Origin of the sequence: Leptospira limi, assembly GCF_026151395.1 — a bacterium.
Classification (GTDB): domain Bacteria; phylum Spirochaetota; class Leptospiria; order Leptospirales; family Leptospiraceae; genus Leptospira_A; species Leptospira_A limi.
Map to the genome: position 1 here is coordinate 257,406 of NZ_JAMQPV010000001.1, position 16,562 is coordinate 273,967.

The 16,562-nt window shown below is 39.1% G+C and carries 18 protein-coding genes; 12 read left to right on the forward strand and 6 right to left on the reverse strand.

Annotated elements, in window-relative coordinates; translation table 11 throughout:
• Positions 1-51: 51 nt before the first annotated feature.
• The 6 genes from ND812_RS01115 (at position 52) to ND812_RS01140 (ending at position 6,699) form a co-directional block, all read left to right on the forward strand.
• The gene (locus ND812_RS01115) at positions 52-687 is read left to right on the forward strand and encodes a hypothetical protein (protein ID WP_265373903.1); all 636 of its coding nucleotides are present in this window, start codon (positions 52-54) and stop codon (positions 685-687) included.
• A 70-nt stretch (positions 688-757) separates the two neighbouring features.
• On the forward strand, positions 758-1,936 hold the full coding sequence (gene mreC / locus ND812_RS01120) for a rod shape-determining protein MreC (RefSeq protein WP_265373904.1): 1,179 nt from the start codon (positions 758-760) through the stop codon (positions 1,934-1,936).
• A complete protein-coding gene (mreD, locus tag ND812_RS01125; protein WP_265373905.1) occupies positions 1,933-2,448 on the forward strand; it encodes a rod shape-determining protein MreD in 516 nt (171 codons plus the stop codon). Before mreC ends, mreD begins: the two co-directional genes overlap by 4 nt.
• The gene (gene mrdA / locus ND812_RS01130; RefSeq protein ID WP_108960677.1) at positions 2,445-4,382 is read left to right on the forward strand and encodes a penicillin-binding protein 2; all 1,938 of its coding nucleotides are present in this window, start codon (positions 2,445-2,447) and stop codon (positions 4,380-4,382) included. Before mreD ends, mrdA begins: the two co-directional genes overlap by 4 nt.
• Positions 4,382-5,896 carry a rod shape-determining protein RodA gene (gene rodA / locus ND812_RS01135; protein ID WP_100725883.1) on the forward strand — a complete coding sequence of 505 codons (1,515 nt, stop codon included), beginning with the start codon at positions 4,382-4,384 and terminating at the stop codon, positions 5,894-5,896. Before mrdA ends, rodA begins: the two co-directional genes overlap by 1 nt.
• Positions 5,897-5,904: 8 nt before the next feature.
• Positions 5,905-6,699, forward strand: a complete 795-nt coding sequence (locus ND812_RS01140) for a hypothetical protein (RefSeq protein WP_265373906.1) — start codon at positions 5,905-5,907, stop codon at positions 6,697-6,699.
• A gap of 58 nt (positions 6,700-6,757) precedes the next feature.
• On the opposite strand, the gene ND812_RS01145 is transcribed toward ND812_RS01140, so the two are convergent.
• Positions 6,758-7,690 carry a bifunctional riboflavin kinase/FAD synthetase gene (locus tag ND812_RS01145; RefSeq protein ID WP_265373907.1) on the reverse strand — a complete coding sequence of 311 codons (933 nt, stop codon included), beginning with the start codon at positions 7,688-7,690 and terminating at the stop codon, positions 6,758-6,760.
• A 36-nt stretch (positions 7,691-7,726) separates the two neighbouring features.
• Between ND812_RS01145 and ND812_RS01150 the strand changes: the two genes are divergently transcribed.
• Positions 7,727-8,296 carry an LIC10729 family protein gene (locus tag ND812_RS01150; protein ID WP_265373908.1) on the forward strand — a complete coding sequence of 190 codons (570 nt, stop codon included), beginning with the start codon at positions 7,727-7,729 and terminating at the stop codon, positions 8,294-8,296.
• On the opposite strand, the gene ND812_RS01155 is transcribed toward ND812_RS01150, so the two are convergent.
• Positions 8,297-8,641, reverse strand: coding sequence for an STAS domain-containing protein (locus ND812_RS01155; RefSeq protein ID WP_108960672.1), 345 nt, complete (start codon positions 8,639-8,641; stop codon positions 8,297-8,299).
• A 119-nt stretch (positions 8,642-8,760) separates the two neighbouring features.
• On the opposite strand from ND812_RS01155, the gene ND812_RS01160 reads away from it, so the two are divergent.
• Genes ND812_RS01160 through ND812_RS01175 form a run of 4 tightly spaced genes read left to right on the forward strand, consistent with a single transcriptional unit; the run spans position 8,761 to position 11,588 of the window.
• Positions 8,761-9,480, forward strand: coding sequence for an LIC_12936 family protein (locus ND812_RS01160; protein WP_108960671.1), 720 nt, complete (start codon positions 8,761-8,763; stop codon positions 9,478-9,480).
• Positions 9,481-9,507: 27 nt separating this feature from the next.
• A complete protein-coding gene (locus ND812_RS01165) occupies positions 9,508-10,203 on the forward strand; it encodes a DnaJ domain-containing protein (RefSeq protein WP_108960670.1) in 696 nt (231 codons plus the stop codon).
• An 11-nt stretch (positions 10,204-10,214) separates the two neighbouring features.
• The gene (locus tag ND812_RS01170; RefSeq protein ID WP_265373909.1) at positions 10,215-11,231 is read left to right on the forward strand and encodes a type I phosphomannose isomerase catalytic subunit; all 1,017 of its coding nucleotides are present in this window, start codon (positions 10,215-10,217) and stop codon (positions 11,229-11,231) included.
• Positions 11,232-11,285: 54 nt separating this feature from the next.
• Positions 11,286-11,588 (forward strand): LIC_10421 family protein, encoded by a 303-nt coding sequence (locus tag ND812_RS01175; protein ID WP_265356830.1) that lies wholly within the window; start codon positions 11,286-11,288, stop codon positions 11,586-11,588.
• An 8-nt stretch (positions 11,589-11,596) separates the two neighbouring features.
• On the opposite strand, the gene ND812_RS01180 is transcribed toward ND812_RS01175, so the two are convergent.
• Genes ND812_RS01180 through ND812_RS01195 form a run of 4 tightly spaced genes read right to left on the reverse strand, consistent with a single transcriptional unit; the run spans position 11,597 to position 15,473 of the window.
• Positions 11,597-12,457, reverse strand: a complete 861-nt coding sequence (locus ND812_RS01180) for a pirin family protein (RefSeq protein WP_265373910.1) — start codon at positions 12,455-12,457, stop codon at positions 11,597-11,599.
• A complete protein-coding gene (locus ND812_RS01185; RefSeq protein WP_265373911.1) occupies positions 12,454-13,554 on the reverse strand; it encodes a family 43 glycosylhydrolase in 1,101 nt (366 codons plus the stop codon). The genes ND812_RS01180 and ND812_RS01185 overlap by 4 nt, the downstream gene beginning before the upstream one ends.
• A 14-nt stretch (positions 13,555-13,568) precedes the next feature.
• Positions 13,569-14,111: an SRPBCC family protein gene (locus tag ND812_RS01190; protein WP_265373912.1), complete on the reverse strand. Its 543-nt coding sequence runs from the start codon at positions 14,109-14,111 to the stop codon at positions 13,569-13,571.
• Between the two features lie 42 nt (positions 14,112-14,153).
• Positions 14,154-15,473 (reverse strand): MFS transporter, encoded by a 1,320-nt coding sequence (locus ND812_RS01195; RefSeq protein WP_265373913.1) that lies wholly within the window; start codon positions 15,471-15,473, stop codon positions 14,154-14,156.
• Between the two features lie 46 nt (positions 15,474-15,519).
• On the opposite strand from ND812_RS01195, the gene ND812_RS01200 reads away from it, so the two are divergent.
• Positions 15,520-16,494 (forward strand): cysteine synthase A, encoded by a 975-nt coding sequence (locus tag ND812_RS01200; RefSeq protein ID WP_265373914.1) that lies wholly within the window; start codon positions 15,520-15,522, stop codon positions 16,492-16,494.
• The last annotated feature ends 68 nt before the right edge of the window (positions 16,495-16,562 follow it).

Sequence of the window (16,562 nt, forward strand, 5' to 3'; positions counted from 1 at the left end):
AAGATTCAAGTCACCTTGGTGCTAACGGGTTTCTCTTTCGTCTAACAATCAATGTTTTCGGATAAACCAGTTTGGATCTGGAAGGGAAATCCAGAATTAGTTCTCCTACAACTGGTAGGTCTCATCTTATTTTTTTACTTTGCCTTTCGGATCAGTGCCTACTTCACCCACAGGTATGAACTCATCCAAATGCATCGTAAACGCCTCGACCGCCTAGCCTTCCGCGCCGGTTGTAACCAAGTGGAACGTTCCCTCTTGCAAACTTTTTACAACCAGTTGGACCGTCACCACCGTGTACTCCTTGCCCACAACCATGCGAAAGAATACTTAAGGGCCCACCTCTTACAATTTGTTTCACAACTCGACAGGGAGGAAGAACGAACCTTCTTATCCCTCGTGGCCAAATTTTTGGGAACTGCCCGCGTAAAATCACCAGTCTTTGGGGTCCGAGAGTTTGTTCTCGTGCATTGGGGAAAGGATTCTTACTTGGCACAAGTGGTCGACCCAGGACTCACCGAGGTCAGAATCAGGTTCAGTCCAACCAAACGAAACACGAGTGCACCGAACCATACCAAGATTACGGTGTATAGGGAACCAAAAGGTTTCCAATCCATCCATGGCAGTGTGCAAATGGAGACCAGTTTCACCTTCTACTTCCGTCCCAACCATAGGCCAGAAACTTCCTGAATGAAAAACGGACCATTTCCGATTCTCGCTTGAAATATTCTTTCCTCGAAAATTAATGTGACATAAGTCCATGAAGTGGAATCGCATCAATCAAAATGACGAATTGTTCTCCCTACTTTTCGTATTCCTGTTTTCCTTTACTTCCCTAATTTGGAACGGCAACTTCATGGTAAGAGGGATTGCCAGCTTTCAGGGTGTAGGCGACTTTTTTTCTGGGTCCTTTGATTCTTTTGGATCCCTCATCAAAAGTAGTTATAACAAACTCGAGTCCTTTGAACGGGTAAGAGAAGAGCGTGATTCTTGTTTGAACGTGATGGAAGAATACCGCCAACTCTCCAAAGACGTAGAACGCCTCAAAGCAGAAAATGCAATCCTCAGACAAGAGTTAAACTTTCCTCTCAGAACCGAATATCCATCGGTTCGTGCTGAAGTTCTCAGTGTTCGTTTGAATGCCATCTATCGAACCATCATCATCAACAAAGGTTCCGAATCGGGAATTAAACCTTATATGCCAGTCGTAGCACGTGCGTTAGATGAAAAAGGCAAGTTTACAGAAGCTCTTGTTGGTAAAATCATTGCCGTCTCAAAAGGATCTGCTGTCATCCAACCCATCATCAATTCCAATTTTTCAATGGGAGTCTCCATCCCTGGAACCAATTTATGGGCTTCCCTCAATGGAAACAGTGGACGCGGAACAGATGTTTTGTTAGACTATATTGATTCTGGGATTGTGATTGATCCAAAAGCCATTGGCAATTTCCCAATGGGACCAAACCCTCCGCCAACTTCACAGAACACAATGTTTACAGAAGGATTTAGTAAAATTGGAAAGGCTGTATTTAGTTCTGGTGGATCGGGAGTTTTCCCTCCTGGCATTCCAGTAGGAACCATCATCGAAGAAGGACCAAGAAATGGTTCCTTTAAAACTGCCATCTTACGTCCGTTTGTTGAATTTGATAAATTATTACACGTGATTGTCTTAAAAAAATTACCTGAAAAATGGCGAGAAGAGTGGCCTGCTGAAAAAACAATTCAAATTGAAGGGCCATACTTTGGTGAAATTGATTTCCCTAAAGAAAAAGATTATAATAAAAAAGAGAAAAAACAAGGAACCCAAGGTTTTGGATACCCTAGTACATATGGCACACCAAACACAGGTCGTACGATTCCAAACTCTAATCCTACTTCACCTTCTGAACCATCACCTTCTCCGCAAAACTTGGAAGGACCTAAGGAGGTGAACCCATGATTTTAGATAAACTATTTATCATCATAGGAATGTTACTCGCTCATTTTCTAAATGGATCCAATGTATTCGAATTAGGTAATGCAATCCGTCCTGATTTTATGGTCATTTTTGTTGTGTTCTTTGCACTCAGAAAAGGACCTATGTACGGACTTTGGTTAGGATTTTTCGGAGGCTTACTCACCGATACTGCACTTGGTGGTGAAATTGGTGGAGACAATATTGTGTATTACAAAATTGGACTTCATTCTTTTTCCTATTCAATCATTGGTTACATCGTTGGGAAAGGTCTTAGAAGTTCTTATACAGAAAACTATATCTCCATCACAATTTATGTTTTGGGACTTACCTTTGTATCAAGACTCATCACTTATTTGTTATTCTTAATGTTCTTTCACTCAAACCATAGTTATTCCTTTTTGTATGTTTCTCTTTATAATGCGTTCTTAGGACCTGCATTATTCTTTTTATTCTCTTGGGCATACCGATTGGATGGAGATGAGGTGCGGCAATGAGCCAGTCGGCATCTGAGTTTCGTTTAGAAGCAAGTTTCCGTAAACGATTGTACTTTTTTACAGGGATGATCGTATTTACGTTAACTGCGTATATTTTACAATTGTTCAACTTACAGATTGTACAAGGGAGCGAAAACTCTCTCAAAGCCGAACGATTTGTCCGCAGAAGTGAATCCATTCCTGCAGATCGTGGTAATATTTTTGATCGAAACTTTTTAACACCAGAAACAAGCCAACCTCTTGTATCCAATTCCGCATCTCTTGATGTGATTTTGAATACAAGTTTACTCAAAAACGATGCCAAAAAAGTAAAAGAGTTCATCTACAAATTTTGTGAAGCACTTTCGATTCCGATCGTTTATTACGAAAAAGAATTACAAGAATCACGATTGATTAAAAAAATCCGATCAAGAGAACCTTTTGTGTTACTGGAAGGGATCTCCAGGGAACAACAAGAACGCATTTTAGTTTTAGATAATATCAATCGTTATGTGTATTTAGTTTCCTCACCTGCCCGGGTGTACCACATGGGACCAGCTCTTTCGCATGTGACCGGTTATGTGGGGAAACCAACAACAAGTGACTTACAAGAAAAAGAAATCAAAACTTACCAATTGATTGGAAAAGGGGGAATTGAATCCCTTTACGACACTACGCTTCGTGGCCAAGATGGATTTCGCATACAGAAACGAAATACCGAAGGTAACATCGAAGAAGAACGTGTCATTGAACACTCTGTCCCTGGAAATAACTTAATCCTCACAATCGACAGAGACATGCAAATTGCTGCTTACAAAGCACTAAAGGGTGTTAGGGGAACAGTCCTTGCGATCAAAGCAACTACTGGTGAAGTTTTAGCCATGGCTTCCAACCCTTCCTATGATCCGAATATTTTGTCTGGGAAAAATAAACTCGAACGTTCCAACCACTTCACTCGTGTCACAAACAATGGCGGGTTTTTGAATTTAGCTATCCAGTCCAGGTTCCCTCCAGCCTCAACATTCAAAACCTTGGTGGGACTTGCTGCCATGGAGAGTGAACATAAAATCAATTTTGATCCCAAACAAACCTTTTCTTGCCCAGCAAGTTTTACTTTAAAGTCAACCTTCAAAGGGGTTCCAGACCAAGTGTTTTACAACTGGGACAAAAAAAACCATGGGGATCTCAATTTAGCACAAGCACTTGAAAAATCAAACTCAGTGTATTTTTACCAACTTGGTTATAAATTGGGTGCAGAACCAATCCTCGCCTACTCTCGGTTATTTGGTTTAGATAAAAAAACAGGAATTGATTTACCTGGAGAAGCCACTGGTTTTATCCCAAGTTCCGATTGGAAAAAAAGAACTTATGGCAACAAATGGTTTGATGGAGATACAGTAAACTTATCCATCGGACAAGGATTTATTTCAGTCACACCAATTGAGATGGCATTGTTTTATATGGCAGTTGTCAACAACGGAAAAATATACAAACCGTACGTAGTGTCCGAAATTAGAAGCCCACTTGATAACTCTCTCATTCAAAAAACAGAACCAACCATTTTACGTGATATTCCACTCAAAAAATCAACTGTAGAAGCATTAAAAGAAGGATTGTATTTGGTTGGATATTCAGGAACAGCATCTGGTGTTCTCAATTCACCAACGTTACCTGAGATTGCAGGTAAAACAGGAACGGCACAAACAAGACGTCGAGGAGCATCTTCCTCAAACCACGCTTGGTTCATTGGTTATGCACCCGTGAATGCACCTGTCGAAAAACAGATATTAGTTGCTGCATTCGTTGAATATGGAGTTGGTGGTGCAGCATCTGCGGCTCCTGCGGCAAGGGAAGTTTTTAAAGCAGCTTTCCCACCTGGATCTTTCCCTCGAACTGATAGATCCCGTGCCAAAACCATGGAAGAAGAAGCACCAGTCGAACAAGAGGCATTTTAATGGCTGATCGTAATACAGAAAAACTCGATTATTTTTTAATATTCTCCGTTGTGTTAGTTGCGATGGCGGGAGTCCTCACTCTTTACACTCAAGAAGCAAATACAGCTGATGGACTTGGTCGTTGGTACAAACAATTTTCCTTTGTGTTTGTGGGTCTCATTGCGATGTGGTTTATGTCGAGGATCAATTACCAATTGATTGGTTCCTATGCTCTTTTCATTTACCTATTTTCCATTTTCCTTCTGATCATAACACTCATCCCTGGGATTGGTTATCTACCATCTGGTCGTGGTGCCAGGTCTTGGTTAAAACTTGGTCCAATCACTCTCCAAGCTTCAGAGTTTTCAAAATTAGCAACGGTGATTTTACTTGGCCAGTACTTAGTGATGAAAGAAAAGGAGATGCACAAAATTACAGTTTTGATCATTCCGTTTATCATTTGTTTGGTGCCAATGTTATTCATCATTTTACAACCAGACTTTGGAACAGCAGTTTCCTTTTTACCAATGTTATTTACTATGTTGTACTTAGGTGGTGCAGATATTCTACATGTTGGATCCCTTCTTACCTTCGGTGGAATTTCCCTCATGGTTCCGATGTACTTAGCCTACTCACAACTTACACTGGTACAACCTCTCATTGACTTACTACGTAAAGACAACAAAACAGAACTAGTATCACTTGTGAACCAACTCCAAGGAAAAATTTGGCTGATTCTAGATGGAAAAAAAGTATCTGGGCTCACTCTTCCTGGAATTGAAAATCCAAAAAACTTACAAATGATCCGAGAAGCAGCAGAAATTGTAAAAGATGAATACGCAAGTATTGGATATAAAATTTTATCCAATGAAGCTTTTATGTTTGGTCTCGGTGGGACGTTAACACTCATTAGCCTTGTGATGATTTTTATACGGATTGCTCGTGGTTCACGTCATCTTAGAAATTATTACATCACCATTGGTATCCTTGGGCTTTCTGTTTTATCGGCCATAGCAGTTCACAAATCCATTCCTTTCCGAGAAAACCAAGTGATCCGACTCACTGCATTTTTAAACCCAGACCAATTCAAACAAGGAGCAGGGTACCAACTCCGTGCCTCCAAACCGGCTGTAGGTTCAGGGAAAGTTTTTGGAAAAGGTCTCTTCCATGGAGAGATGACAGAAGGAAGAATCCCTCATGTTCCCGAATCAGGAACTGACTTTATCTTTGCTTCTTGGGCCGAACAAACTGGTTTTTTTGGAAGTGTCTTATTATTATTCTTTTTGATGTCCATTCCTCTACGTGGTTTACAAATCAGTTTTGAAAGTAAGGACAGGTTTGGATCTCTCCTTGCTGCGGGGATTGTTGCGATGATTTTTTTCCATATTGCCATCAATGTTGGAATTGTAATTGGTCTTCTCCCAGTAACAGGTGTTCCGCTTACATTTATGAGTTATGGTGGATCCCACTTAGTGATGGCAATGACTGCAGTTGGAATCATTTTATCGATTAAAAAACGTAAATTTGCGAACTAAGATTTCGAATGAAACCTACCAAAAAAATTCTGAATGCAGATGAGTTCTTCCAAACCAAAGTGAAGTTGGAAGAGGAACTCATCCATTTGGAAGGTTTGGAACGGCAAGTGAACGAACAAATTTCCAAGTTAGTGAGTTTGTCTGAAAGACTCATCCAATGTTCAGAATCAAATGAGTCTCCTTATTTTTTACAGCGAAGCAAACGACTCAGTGCTGAAATTCTCAAATTCAAAATCAAAAATGAATACAAACAAAAAGAATTTGATTCCCTTTACCACATCTTAGATAAAATCAAATCCGAAGACAGAATAGAATTTTTAGATTCTGCTTTAAAAAACCGAATTTCCAAAATTGCCCATCACATGGTGGAAAAAAAAGAAATCCAAAAAGAAAACAGTCAAGTTTCATTAAAAGGAAATCTCAAAAACCATAACAGTGGAAACTTAACCTTCGTCTGTTATGTGTTAGAAGAGGTACATTTCCTCCTACCGAAAAAACCATACCGAGTTTTACGCAATATCCCTGCTTTCAAAAAACAAATCAAAATCAAAGACAAGTTGATTCCTATGTTTCCAGGCCCTGGATTTATCCTCATGGAAGAAGGGGAATCCAAAGAAAAACATGTCATCCTAATGAAAAATTCTGACAAACAAGAATGTGGTTTTTATTTTGATGAGTTAAAGGAAGATTGGGCCATTTCCAAAACCTCTCTCGATGCCATCTTAGAAAAAGAATCCAATCACAAATCAATTGTAGGTAAAATCAAACGGAAAGGCAAACTATACCACGTCATCAACCTATAACTTTTACCGACCTACACCACACTGAGTTATGAGTTTATCGACGTGCGCTGCACAGAGTTTATCGAAGTGCCAAAATAGACAAACTTGTTTCTTTGTCTTTGTTAAGTTGGTTTTTTAAATCATCAATCCCATCAAACTTTTGTTCGTCTCGGATTTTTTTTACCATTTCCAATTCAATTTCTTTGCCGTATAAATTTCCGTCAAAATCAAAGATATTTACTTCTACATGTAAACCTAATCCGTCAAAGGTGGGATTAAATCCAATATTTACCATTCCTTTGTGGTCTTTTCCATCAAACTTCACAAAACAAGCATACACACCCACCGATGGTAAAAGTTTATCACTGGGGACTTGGAGGTTTGCCGTTGGAAATCCAATGGTTCGACCACGTTTGGCACCTTCCACCACCGTTCCAGAAATATGATAATTTCGTCCGAGTAAAATCTTTGCTTCTTCCATTTCTCCTTTGTCGAGAAAACCTCGAATCAAAGAGGATGAAATTTTACTGTCTTTTTTTAAAACTGCTTCTCTTAACTCAACCGCATAACCATAATTAGCTTTGTGAAAATCAAGAAGTGTAAAATCTCCCCTTCTTTCAGCTCCAAAAAAATGGTTATAACCAATCACAATGTGTTTGGCATGTAAAGTTTGGATCATGATTTTTTCTAAAAAGTCTTCTGCAGACATTTTCGAAAGTGAGATGGTAAAATCTAAAACGATGAGGTAATCAATCCCAAACCCACGGATGAGTTCCTCTTTTTCTTTTTCAGAGGAAAGGTATTTAAAATTTGGTTTTTTCCCAAGCACAACTGCTGGGTTTGGATAATAGGTAACCACAACCGAAGGAATCCCAAGTTCCTTGGCTTTTTCCACAGTCCGTAACAAAAGTGTTTGGTGGCCCACATGGATTCCGTCGAAATTTCCAAGTGTCAAAGAAGAGCCTTGTTGGAATTCATTTTGGATCGATTCTAAAGAGCGAATAATTTTCAAAGGGGGACTTGTCTCGTAATCCGATACTTGGAATAGGTGCTACCATTGAAACTACGAATCCTTCTCTTTACGGCAATCTTTTTATCAACGAGTGGTGCACTCCCTGCAGACGATTCGAAAATTCCCAAACAAGAATTTGGATTGGAGGAAGGATTGTTACCCGAAGACATTTCTACCTTCCCCGAACTGAAAACATGGGCCATCTACCAGTCTTACGAATTGGAACCAGATGGTCCCTACCTGGGATTACAAGATTCCATTTGTCGGATGGTGCCTGAGTCGGGACTTCGTTTTTTATTAGAAAAACCAAGTGATACAAAATCCACAGTGTACCTGTATTTGGACTTAACGATGTACAAACCACTGAGGGGATCAAAGTTCAAACCTAGAAAATTACAAATTTTTGTGAACGGAAAACCCAAACGTGCCATCCTGACAGAACGTACGAAGGGTTTCCAGAATCCTGTGGAAATCCCATTGGAACCTTCTGAATACCCAGATGGCAAAATTTACATAGATTTAGTGCCGAGTCAAAACTCTGTCGGCCGTTTTTGGGGGATTTGGGATGCGTTTGTTGTCGAAAACCGTTTGGACGAAAAGGATTGATTATACCGCGTATTTTTCGCGGTATTCGTCTTCCCCAATGGTTTGGAAGTAACTGGTAAGCCCTGCTACCTTAAATACCTTCTCAATTGCCGGTTTCATATTGGCAATGGAGAACTTCCCTTGCAATTCTTGGACATAATTCAGCTGTTTGATGAGCATTCCAATCCCAGAAGAGTCGATGTAGTTCAATTTCTCTAAATTGATGATGACGTGGAGGTTGTTTGAAGGTTGGTTTGGGATATTGGTTTCTAGGAAGTTTTTAAAATCCAAGGAAGTGTAAATGTCCAAACTTCCGGAAATGCTGATCACAAAAGCGTCTGCATTCTTTTTCAGATTTATTTCCATGGGAGACCTACCGCTAGCCTCCTGTTTTTACGTTTTTTGTTCAACCTTATTTTTAACAAATTAATAATTTCATTTCAAAAGTCGAAAATAGATATAGAGTTTACTATCTGGGAGTTCTTATGCGTACCTCGTTTGTCTTAATTTTTACCTTCCTCTTCACCGTTGGTCTTTTTGCCGCGGATGAAAAAAATGAACCTGTGAGCCAAGCAGATTCCCACAAATTGAATCCAGATGGAAGCATCGCTCTCATCCCATATAATGCCAAACAACAACAAAAAATCGATCGTATCGGTAAGGAAGTGGATGATTACCACGCCATGATCAATGAAAAGATCAAGTTCCTTAGCTTTGAGAAAAAAATCAAAGACAGTCGTTATGGTCAAGTTTCCAGCGCACGTGAAATCCACTTACCTTATGAGCCACGTTATGTGATGCACAGCCGTTTTGTAATGAAACTAAAAGGTGGCGGTGGTGCTGAAGGTGGTGGTTTTTCCCTTGATGAACTTTCCTTTTGGTCCCGTAAGTCATTAACAGAGAAAGGAAAAGACCCAGTTACAACCTACCGCGAACTCAAAAACAGTACAGCTGGCGGAGTGAAAGGACTAATCCTTTCCGTACGAACTGTTACAAACGCTGACGACAACACTCTCAATTATGAATTGGAAAAAATCCAAAGCCCATGGGAAAGAATTCGATTGGCAACCGCTTACCGTGACAGGCTTCGTGAAGTAGCAAGAAACATTGATCGTTACATCCAAGCAAAAGGAAAACTCGAAACTAAAATGGTTTCTGAATCCGTAATGGAAATCTCTGTGAGTGGAGATTTCGAAGAGCCGTAGTTGAATTTAGGTGGGATTTGTTAATTAATGCCACCGCAAAACACCAATCTATACGAAGCATTAGAAATCCCCTTTGGAGCTACGACGGAAGAAATTAAGTCTTCTTTCCGTCGTCTCGCAAAACTTTACCACCCTGACAATCCCATCTCTGGATCTTATGCCAAGTTCCAAACCATTTATTTTGCCTACCAAACTCTTACTGGAGATTCAAGAAAACAGTATGATGATGAGTTTAAAAAGAATTATGCAAAAGCATTTTTAAAACGAAAACTAGAAGAACATCCAATTGTTTTACCAGTGTCCCGTGTACGGTTTACAACAGGGATCATTGACCTTGCTAAACGTGGGCTTATGAGAAAAGGGTTTCGCAATAAAGATCGTAGGAAGGTTACGGGCATTGATTATGATTTGGTGATTGATTTAAAAGAATCGGAAACTGTGCGTCCTGTGATTGCCGTGATCCCACTTACCGTTCGGATTGTATGTCGTGATTGTATGGGCAGTGACCCACATTGTTCTGCATGCAATGGCCGTGGTAGTTATAAAGGGTACCGAAAACTAAATGTAGAATTTCCAGTTTCGACTCTTCTCCCATCCAAAATCTTTGAATTTGATCTTTCCAAATTTCGTCCCGATTCCTTCACACATTTTAAGAAAAAAATCCTACGGGTGAAACTTCTCATCCATAAAAATATCCCTTTACGGACAAAGACCGCTGTCTAAAAAGGAAACCAATGGAGAGGATTCCAAAAATCGTATTTCTATCCCCAATTTATAAAGAAAAAATTTGGGGTGGCAGGAAACTGGAATCACACATGGGACGAAGTATCCCAGAAGGATTGATTGGAGAATCATGGGAAGTTTCCGTTTATGGTTCTGATGTTTCTAAAATCCAAAACCCAGAATTTCCAAATCTTCCACTAACCGAACTCATTCAAAAAGCACCCAACGAAGTTTTAGGAAAACCATTTTCCAATTCAGGTTTACCCTTACTCGTAAAAGTCATTGATGCAAAAGAAAAACTATCTGTCCAAGTTCACCCAAACGATGATTATGCGCTCAAATATGATCCACAGTCCAATGGTAAAAAAGAATGTTGGTATGTTTTATCAGCAGATCCTGGGGCAGAACTGGTTGTAGGATTTGACATTCATACAAACCGTAATGAATATGAAGCACTCGTTAAAGAAAATTTAGGTGAATTTGTTCTCAAAAAATGGAAAGTAAAACCTGGCGATGTATTTCTTTTAAATCCAGGGACCATACACGCGATAGGTGGTGGAGTTTTACTTTTAGAAGTGCAACAATCCTCTGACTCTACTTACCGAGTTTATGATTACGGAAGAATTGGAGACGATGGTAAACCAAGAGAATTACATTTAGAAAAAGCATTCTCCGTGTTAAATTTTTCAAAATCTAATGGAGATGAAAAACTAAAAAAAGAACTTATAGCTTACCATCCTTTCTCTAGATTTTTATTCACTTCAAATGACAAATTCAGGCTTGAATCTTGGGAATTCAACCAAGCTCAAAACTTCACCTTTTCCCCGTTATCTGATCCAATTTGTTTTGGAATATTTTTCACGGTTTCTGGATCCATTTATTTTCCAGAACTCAATCGAACGGTTGGAACTGGAGAAACTTTTTTTGTGACTGCTTCTGGTTTTACTGAGACAATTCAAGCATGTGTTACCCCTGGGACAAAACTTGCTTTTATGTCCAGTGGCACAGATACTGTAAAATATCAATAACAAGACCTATTGACTTTTCTACTCATCTGGTATAATGGTGTTAAGAGAGGTTCTATGAAAAAACTTATTTCCATTTTACTCGTGTTAGCTTCCACTTCGCTATTTGCGTTGTCTGATCTTGAGAATTTGATGATAAAAGAGGCAAATTCCCCAGAAAGTAAACAAGCTGCACGTTCCTACCTAAATGCAATGGCAAAAGAAAAAGAAGAAAATGCAAAACGCCACGAAAAGATGGCTGGCAATAAAGGCGGGAAAGCAGTTTCCGAAGCAAAATTCAAAGAACATTGTTTGAATCTTGCAAAAGAATTCCGAGCGGAAGCTGACGAATACAAAAAAGCAGCAGATGCTTTAAAATAAAAAAAAATTTAGTTGGGTAAAGGAATCCGATCTGTTTCGTTTGGAACTTTTGGAAATTCATCCTTTACCCATCTTTCCTTAGCAGAATCAATCAATTCCTGGCTAGTTGCGACAAAGTTCCAATACAAATGACGTTTTTCCTTCAGAGGTTCCCCTCCCAGTAACATCAAACGACTGTTTTGTTTTGCTTTAAAGGATACTTTCGTTCCCTTTTCAAATAAAACCATACTTCCAACCGCGTAAGATTCCCCTTCTGATTCGATGGCACCTCTGGCAATGTACAATCCAGCTTCTTCTTCAGAAGAGAGTTGCCATTCTATTTGGTCAGCATCCATTTTTATATCGATGTCCGCATAAAAAAGTGGTGAATGTACAACTGCAGATGATTCTAAATCCAAGAACTTGCCACCTAACAAACGAAAAGTTAATCCTTTTTGTTTCATCATAGGGATTTCTGTTTCAGAAAGGTGTTGAAAACTTGGGGGTATTTGTTCTTTCTCTTTAGGGAGTGCAATCCAAGTTTGTATTCCTTCCAATACTTCATATTTCGGATCAAACTTAGATCGTTCACTGTGAACAATACCAGACCCAGCGACCATCCAATTGGTTTCATTGGGCCGAATGTCCATCTCTACTTCTAAACTATCTCGGTGTGTGATCAATCCATCATACAAAAAAGTAATGGTAGCAAGTCCAATATGAGGATGGGCTCGGACAACAAGTTCTTCACCAGTGACAACAGGTACAGGTCCAAAGTGATCAAAAAAAACAAAGGGTCCCACTGACCTTTTTTCTAAGGCAGGAAGAACACGACGAATGATAAAATTATCTCCTAAGTCTTTTGAATGTCCGATCAGTGATTTTGTCATTTGGATTTAGACTTCTTTGATTTAGGTTTTGATAGAATCTTTTTTGTGGCCACTTTCGCTTTCTCTTTCGGTTTGTTATTAAGGGAACGACTCACCTGTTTTTTTGATTTGGAAGTGGACTTAGATTTACGATTCTCTTTTGTTTCTTCCACCTTTCCAACAAAGAGTCCAATGGCTTCTTTTCCCTTTGTCCAATGTGCTTTGTCTCTTGCATTAAAGTAGAGAATAAAAATATTTTCTGCTTCCGAATACTTCACGTCACATGCATACACATGGCTTGCTTTCCAACCTCGCCCAGTAGGACCAAGAATTGGTGTGTGGTTAATTCGTTCAAAATTGATTCCATCTTCACTTTGTAAAAATAGAATTGCCGAACAAGATTCCTTCCTTACGGGATTCCAAAAAATTCCATTTTGAAACCCTAAGTATCTACCTTTCCAAGGGATTACTTTAATAGAACCGGCTCCCAAATTACAAAATGGATCCATATCGTTAGGTGACAAAATCGGATCTGAAAAATACGAAAATGGACCAAGTGGGGAACTGGCTTCTGCAACCGTAATGTACTTTGGTTCACAAAAACCACAATCAGGAATCATCACAAGTGATGATGAAAAGTACATTCTGTACTTATTTCCAAACTTTAAAAGACATGGATTACTAACAGATTCACCATAGTTTGGATCTTTATGAAATGGAAATTTTGGTACGATAACGGTTTTAGGAGCTGACCAATGGACTAAATCTTTGCTCGTTTTCACTTCAATTTTTGATTTCCATTTACGATATGGAAACCAAGACATGAGGACATGTAAAAATTTGTATTTTTCATAATACAAATAATAAGTTCCATCTTCGAAATAGATAAAAGGCCGCATTGCATTTCGAACAATGGATTTCTTTTTTTTCCAATGGATACCATCCTCAGAAACATACTCTAACACACCGAAGATGTTATGTGCAAAGAGATGCCATAGACCATCTGGGCAAGATTCAGGGAATAAAAAACTAGGATCTGCCAGGATCGGAGATGGAAATCCTGGTTTGATGATGGGATCCTCTTGGTAGAGTTGCCAATAGATGTTTTGTTTGTTCAAAGCGGAAATAAACCTTATTTTTCTAATACTTGTTTTAAATTGGAAAGACCTTCTTCAAAATCATTCCCAATCATTTCTTCAAAATTCATAAAGAGTAACATCAAATTAAATGGATAAGGCATGGATCCATCAAAACCCCAAATTACTTTTGATTTTTTTGGATCTAAAGAAGAAACTTTCATATAACTTCTCTCAGTTCCTTCAAACGGTTCAAAAAATCGTAATTCGGTTTGCATCTCTAATGTTTCGGCATTGATCATTTTAATCTCTTGTTCACCGACACCAACGTCTTTCACTTGGCTTTCCCAACGGGAAACAAAACCAACTGTTCCGTCTTCCCCTTTAAAAATCTTTTTCATATCGGGATCACGTTTTGCCCATACACTGTATTGGTCTTGGTTCTTTAACAAACGAATGAATGCAAACACATCACTTGCTGGTTTGGTTATGTCAATTGTCCTTTCCACTTGGTAACTTGATGGTAAAAATATTGCCAAGACAAGTGGGACAGCGATGATTCCAATGATTCCGATTGAGATTTTTTTACCTAGATTCATAACACGTAAATTGAATTCATAAGAATTCGTTCGTCAATTGATTTAACCTCTAGGACGTAAATTCCAACTAAAAAACAATAGGAAAATTGCAATGAGAGTGGAAACTAGAATTGCTCCAAGGGCAACATCCCAGGAATAATTTGTTGATAAAACAGCAATTCCTTTCCCTTGTGCGGTGCGTCCGAGTGATCCAAATAACCCAATAAAACCAGCGGCCGTACCAACCGCTTTTTTGGATGTAAAATCCATACCCGCTACACCTAACAACATCACTGGTGGGTAAATAAACAAACCAATCAAACCAAACAGAACATAGTCGATCCAAATATTACCTGGAGGATTGAATAAAATTCCTAAAAATGCAAAAAAGATAGGAATGATACAAAGTAAACTAACCATTCCCCTTCTTCCGTCAAACTTGTCGGATACCCATCCCATAAGAATAGTAGATCCAATTCCACCAAATTCTAAAATCAAAGTGGAATAACCTCCTCCGAGTAAATCAGCACCTTTTGTTTCTTTTAAATATGTTGGACCCCAATCAATTAAACTATATCGGATGATATAAACAAAAAAATTGATGATGGCAAATAACCAAATGTATTTGTTCAATAATACTTGCTCAACAATCAGTTGTTTGGTGGTTAATTCTGATTCATGATTTTCTTTTTCTTCTGGTGGATAATCATTTCGATATTCCTCTATTGGCGGAAGTCCTTCAGACTGAGGTGTGTCTACAAGTCGAAGGTATAAATAAACACTTCCAAGTAAGGCAATCACACCTGGTACAAAAAAAGCATATTGCCAACCAAATTTTGCTGCAGAATGAGAAGCAACAACTCCTACAATCCCCCCTCCAATATTATGTGCAATATTCCAAAAAGCAAATGTAGTACCCCTTTCCCTAACCGAATACCAATGCCCCAGGGATCGACCACAGGGAGGCCAACCCATTCCTTGTACAAGTCCATTGGCTCCCCATAAAATTAAATGGATCCAATAATGATTCGCAAATCCAAATGAAAAATTTAGAATGGCGGTGAGTAATAATCCTACTGCCATAAATTTTTTAGGATTGGAACGATCGGATAGTGCACCCATAAAAAATTTTCCAATTCCATAAGTGATGGCAGTTACGGCTAAGATGTCACCCAAATCAGATTTGGAATAAGACAATGCTTCCCCAATTTCTTTCGAAACGGGAGAAAAATTATTACGTGTTAAGTAGTATACCGTATAACCAATGAAAGTCGATTCTAATACTTGGAACCTTAGTTTTGGATAAAGAGTTGAAATTTCTTCTTTCGATTTTTGTGGGATCGCGGGTGCTGGTGCAAACCACTGACGAAGGGACTTGTACATAAACTTGGAAATTGATGTCTAATGATAAGGAGTCAAGTGTATTCTCATGAAAACAGATATTAGAAACGGATTTATTGGCACAATTGGAAATACTCCCCTCATACGTATCAATTCATTAAGTGAAGAAACTGGATGTGAAATTCTCGGCAAAGCAGAATTCCTAAACCCAGGTGGTTCTGTCAAAGACCGAGCCGCTTTGTACATCATCGAAGACGCAGAAAAAAAAGGCCTTCTCAAAAAAGGGGGAACCGTTGTGGAAGGTACGGCTGGGAATACAGGCATCGGGCTCACTCATATTTGTAATGCAAAAGGGTACAAAACGATCATTGTCATTCCAGAAACCCAATCGAAAGAAAAAATCGAAATGTTACGAACATTAGGTGCTGAGGTGATTCTAGTTCCAGCAGTTCCTTATTCCAATCCTGGAAATTACGTACGTGTCTCAGAACAAATTGCAAAGGAAACACCCAATTCACTTTGGGCGAACCAATTTGATAACCTTGCCAATCGAAACGCACATTTTGAAACCACTGGTCCTGAAATTTGGGAACAAACCCAAGGGAAAATAGATGTGTGGACCACATCCATCGGAACTGGTGGTACGTATGCTGGAACCGCTTTGTATCTTAAGTCCAAAAATCCAAACATCAAATGTATCGTTTGTGACCCACATGGATCTGGTGTGTATTCCTATGTCAAAACAGGAACCATCACCATTGAAGGTTCTTCGATCACGGAAGGAATTGGCCAAGGAAGGATCACAAAAAATATGGAAGGAATGCCAGCCGATGACGCGGTTCGTATCCATGACAAGGAGGCACTTAGTATCTTACAAAAAGTACTCCGAGAGGATGGATTGTTTATGGGAGGGAGTGTGGGGATTAATTTGGCAGCTGCTTACCAAATTGCGAAACAATTGGGACCAGGGCACACCATCGTGACCGTGTTATGTGACACAGGAACCAAATACCAGTCCAAAATTTACAATCCAGAATTTTTAAAATCAAAAGGCCTAGATTAAAACATGAATGAGACAAAATCAGGTGAATTGCGAGAAGAAACTTAAGAAGATTCCCTAATACAGAATTT

Bases quoted from the DNA above. Each gene is read 5' to 3' on its own strand.
- ND812_RS01115 (WP_265373903.1), top strand. From the start codon at position 52: ATGTTTTCGGATAAACCAGTTTGGATCTGGAAGGGAAATCCAGAATTA.
- mreC (WP_265373904.1), top strand. From the start codon at position 758: ATGAAGTGGAATCGCATCAATCAAAATGACGAATTGTTCTCCCTACTT.
- mreD (WP_265373905.1), top strand. From the start codon at position 1,933: ATGATTTTAGATAAACTATTTATCATCATAGGAATGTTACTCGCTCAT.
- mrdA (WP_108960677.1), top strand. From the start codon at position 2,445: ATGAGCCAGTCGGCATCTGAGTTTCGTTTAGAAGCAAGTTTCCGTAAA.
- rodA (WP_100725883.1), top strand. From the start codon at position 4,382: ATGGCTGATCGTAATACAGAAAAACTCGATTATTTTTTAATATTCTCC.
- ND812_RS01140 (WP_265373906.1), top strand. From the start codon at position 5,905: ATGAAACCTACCAAAAAAATTCTGAATGCAGATGAGTTCTTCCAAACC.
- ND812_RS01155 (WP_108960672.1), bottom strand. From the start codon at position 8,641: ATGGAAATAAATCTGAAAAAGAATGCAGACGCTTTTGTGATCAGCATT.
- ND812_RS01160 (WP_108960671.1), top strand. From the start codon at position 8,761: ATGCGTACCTCGTTTGTCTTAATTTTTACCTTCCTCTTCACCGTTGGT.
- ND812_RS01165 (WP_108960670.1), top strand. From the start codon at position 9,508: ATGCCACCGCAAAACACCAATCTATACGAAGCATTAGAAATCCCCTTT.
- ND812_RS01170 (WP_265373909.1), top strand. From the start codon at position 10,215: ATGGAGAGGATTCCAAAAATCGTATTTCTATCCCCAATTTATAAAGAA.
- ND812_RS01175 (WP_265356830.1), top strand. From the start codon at position 11,286: ATGAAAAAACTTATTTCCATTTTACTCGTGTTAGCTTCCACTTCGCTA.
- ND812_RS01180 (WP_265373910.1), bottom strand. From the start codon at position 12,457: ATGACAAAATCACTGATCGGACATTCAAAAGACTTAGGAGATAATTTT.
- ND812_RS01190 (WP_265373912.1), bottom strand. From the start codon at position 14,111: ATGAATCTAGGTAAAAAAATCTCAATCGGAATCATTGGAATCATCGCT.
- ND812_RS01195 (WP_265373913.1), bottom strand. From the start codon at position 15,473: ATGTACAAGTCCCTTCGTCAGTGGTTTGCACCAGCACCCGCGATCCCA.
- ND812_RS01200 (WP_265373914.1), top strand. From the start codon at position 15,520: ATGAAAACAGATATTAGAAACGGATTTATTGGCACAATTGGAAATACT.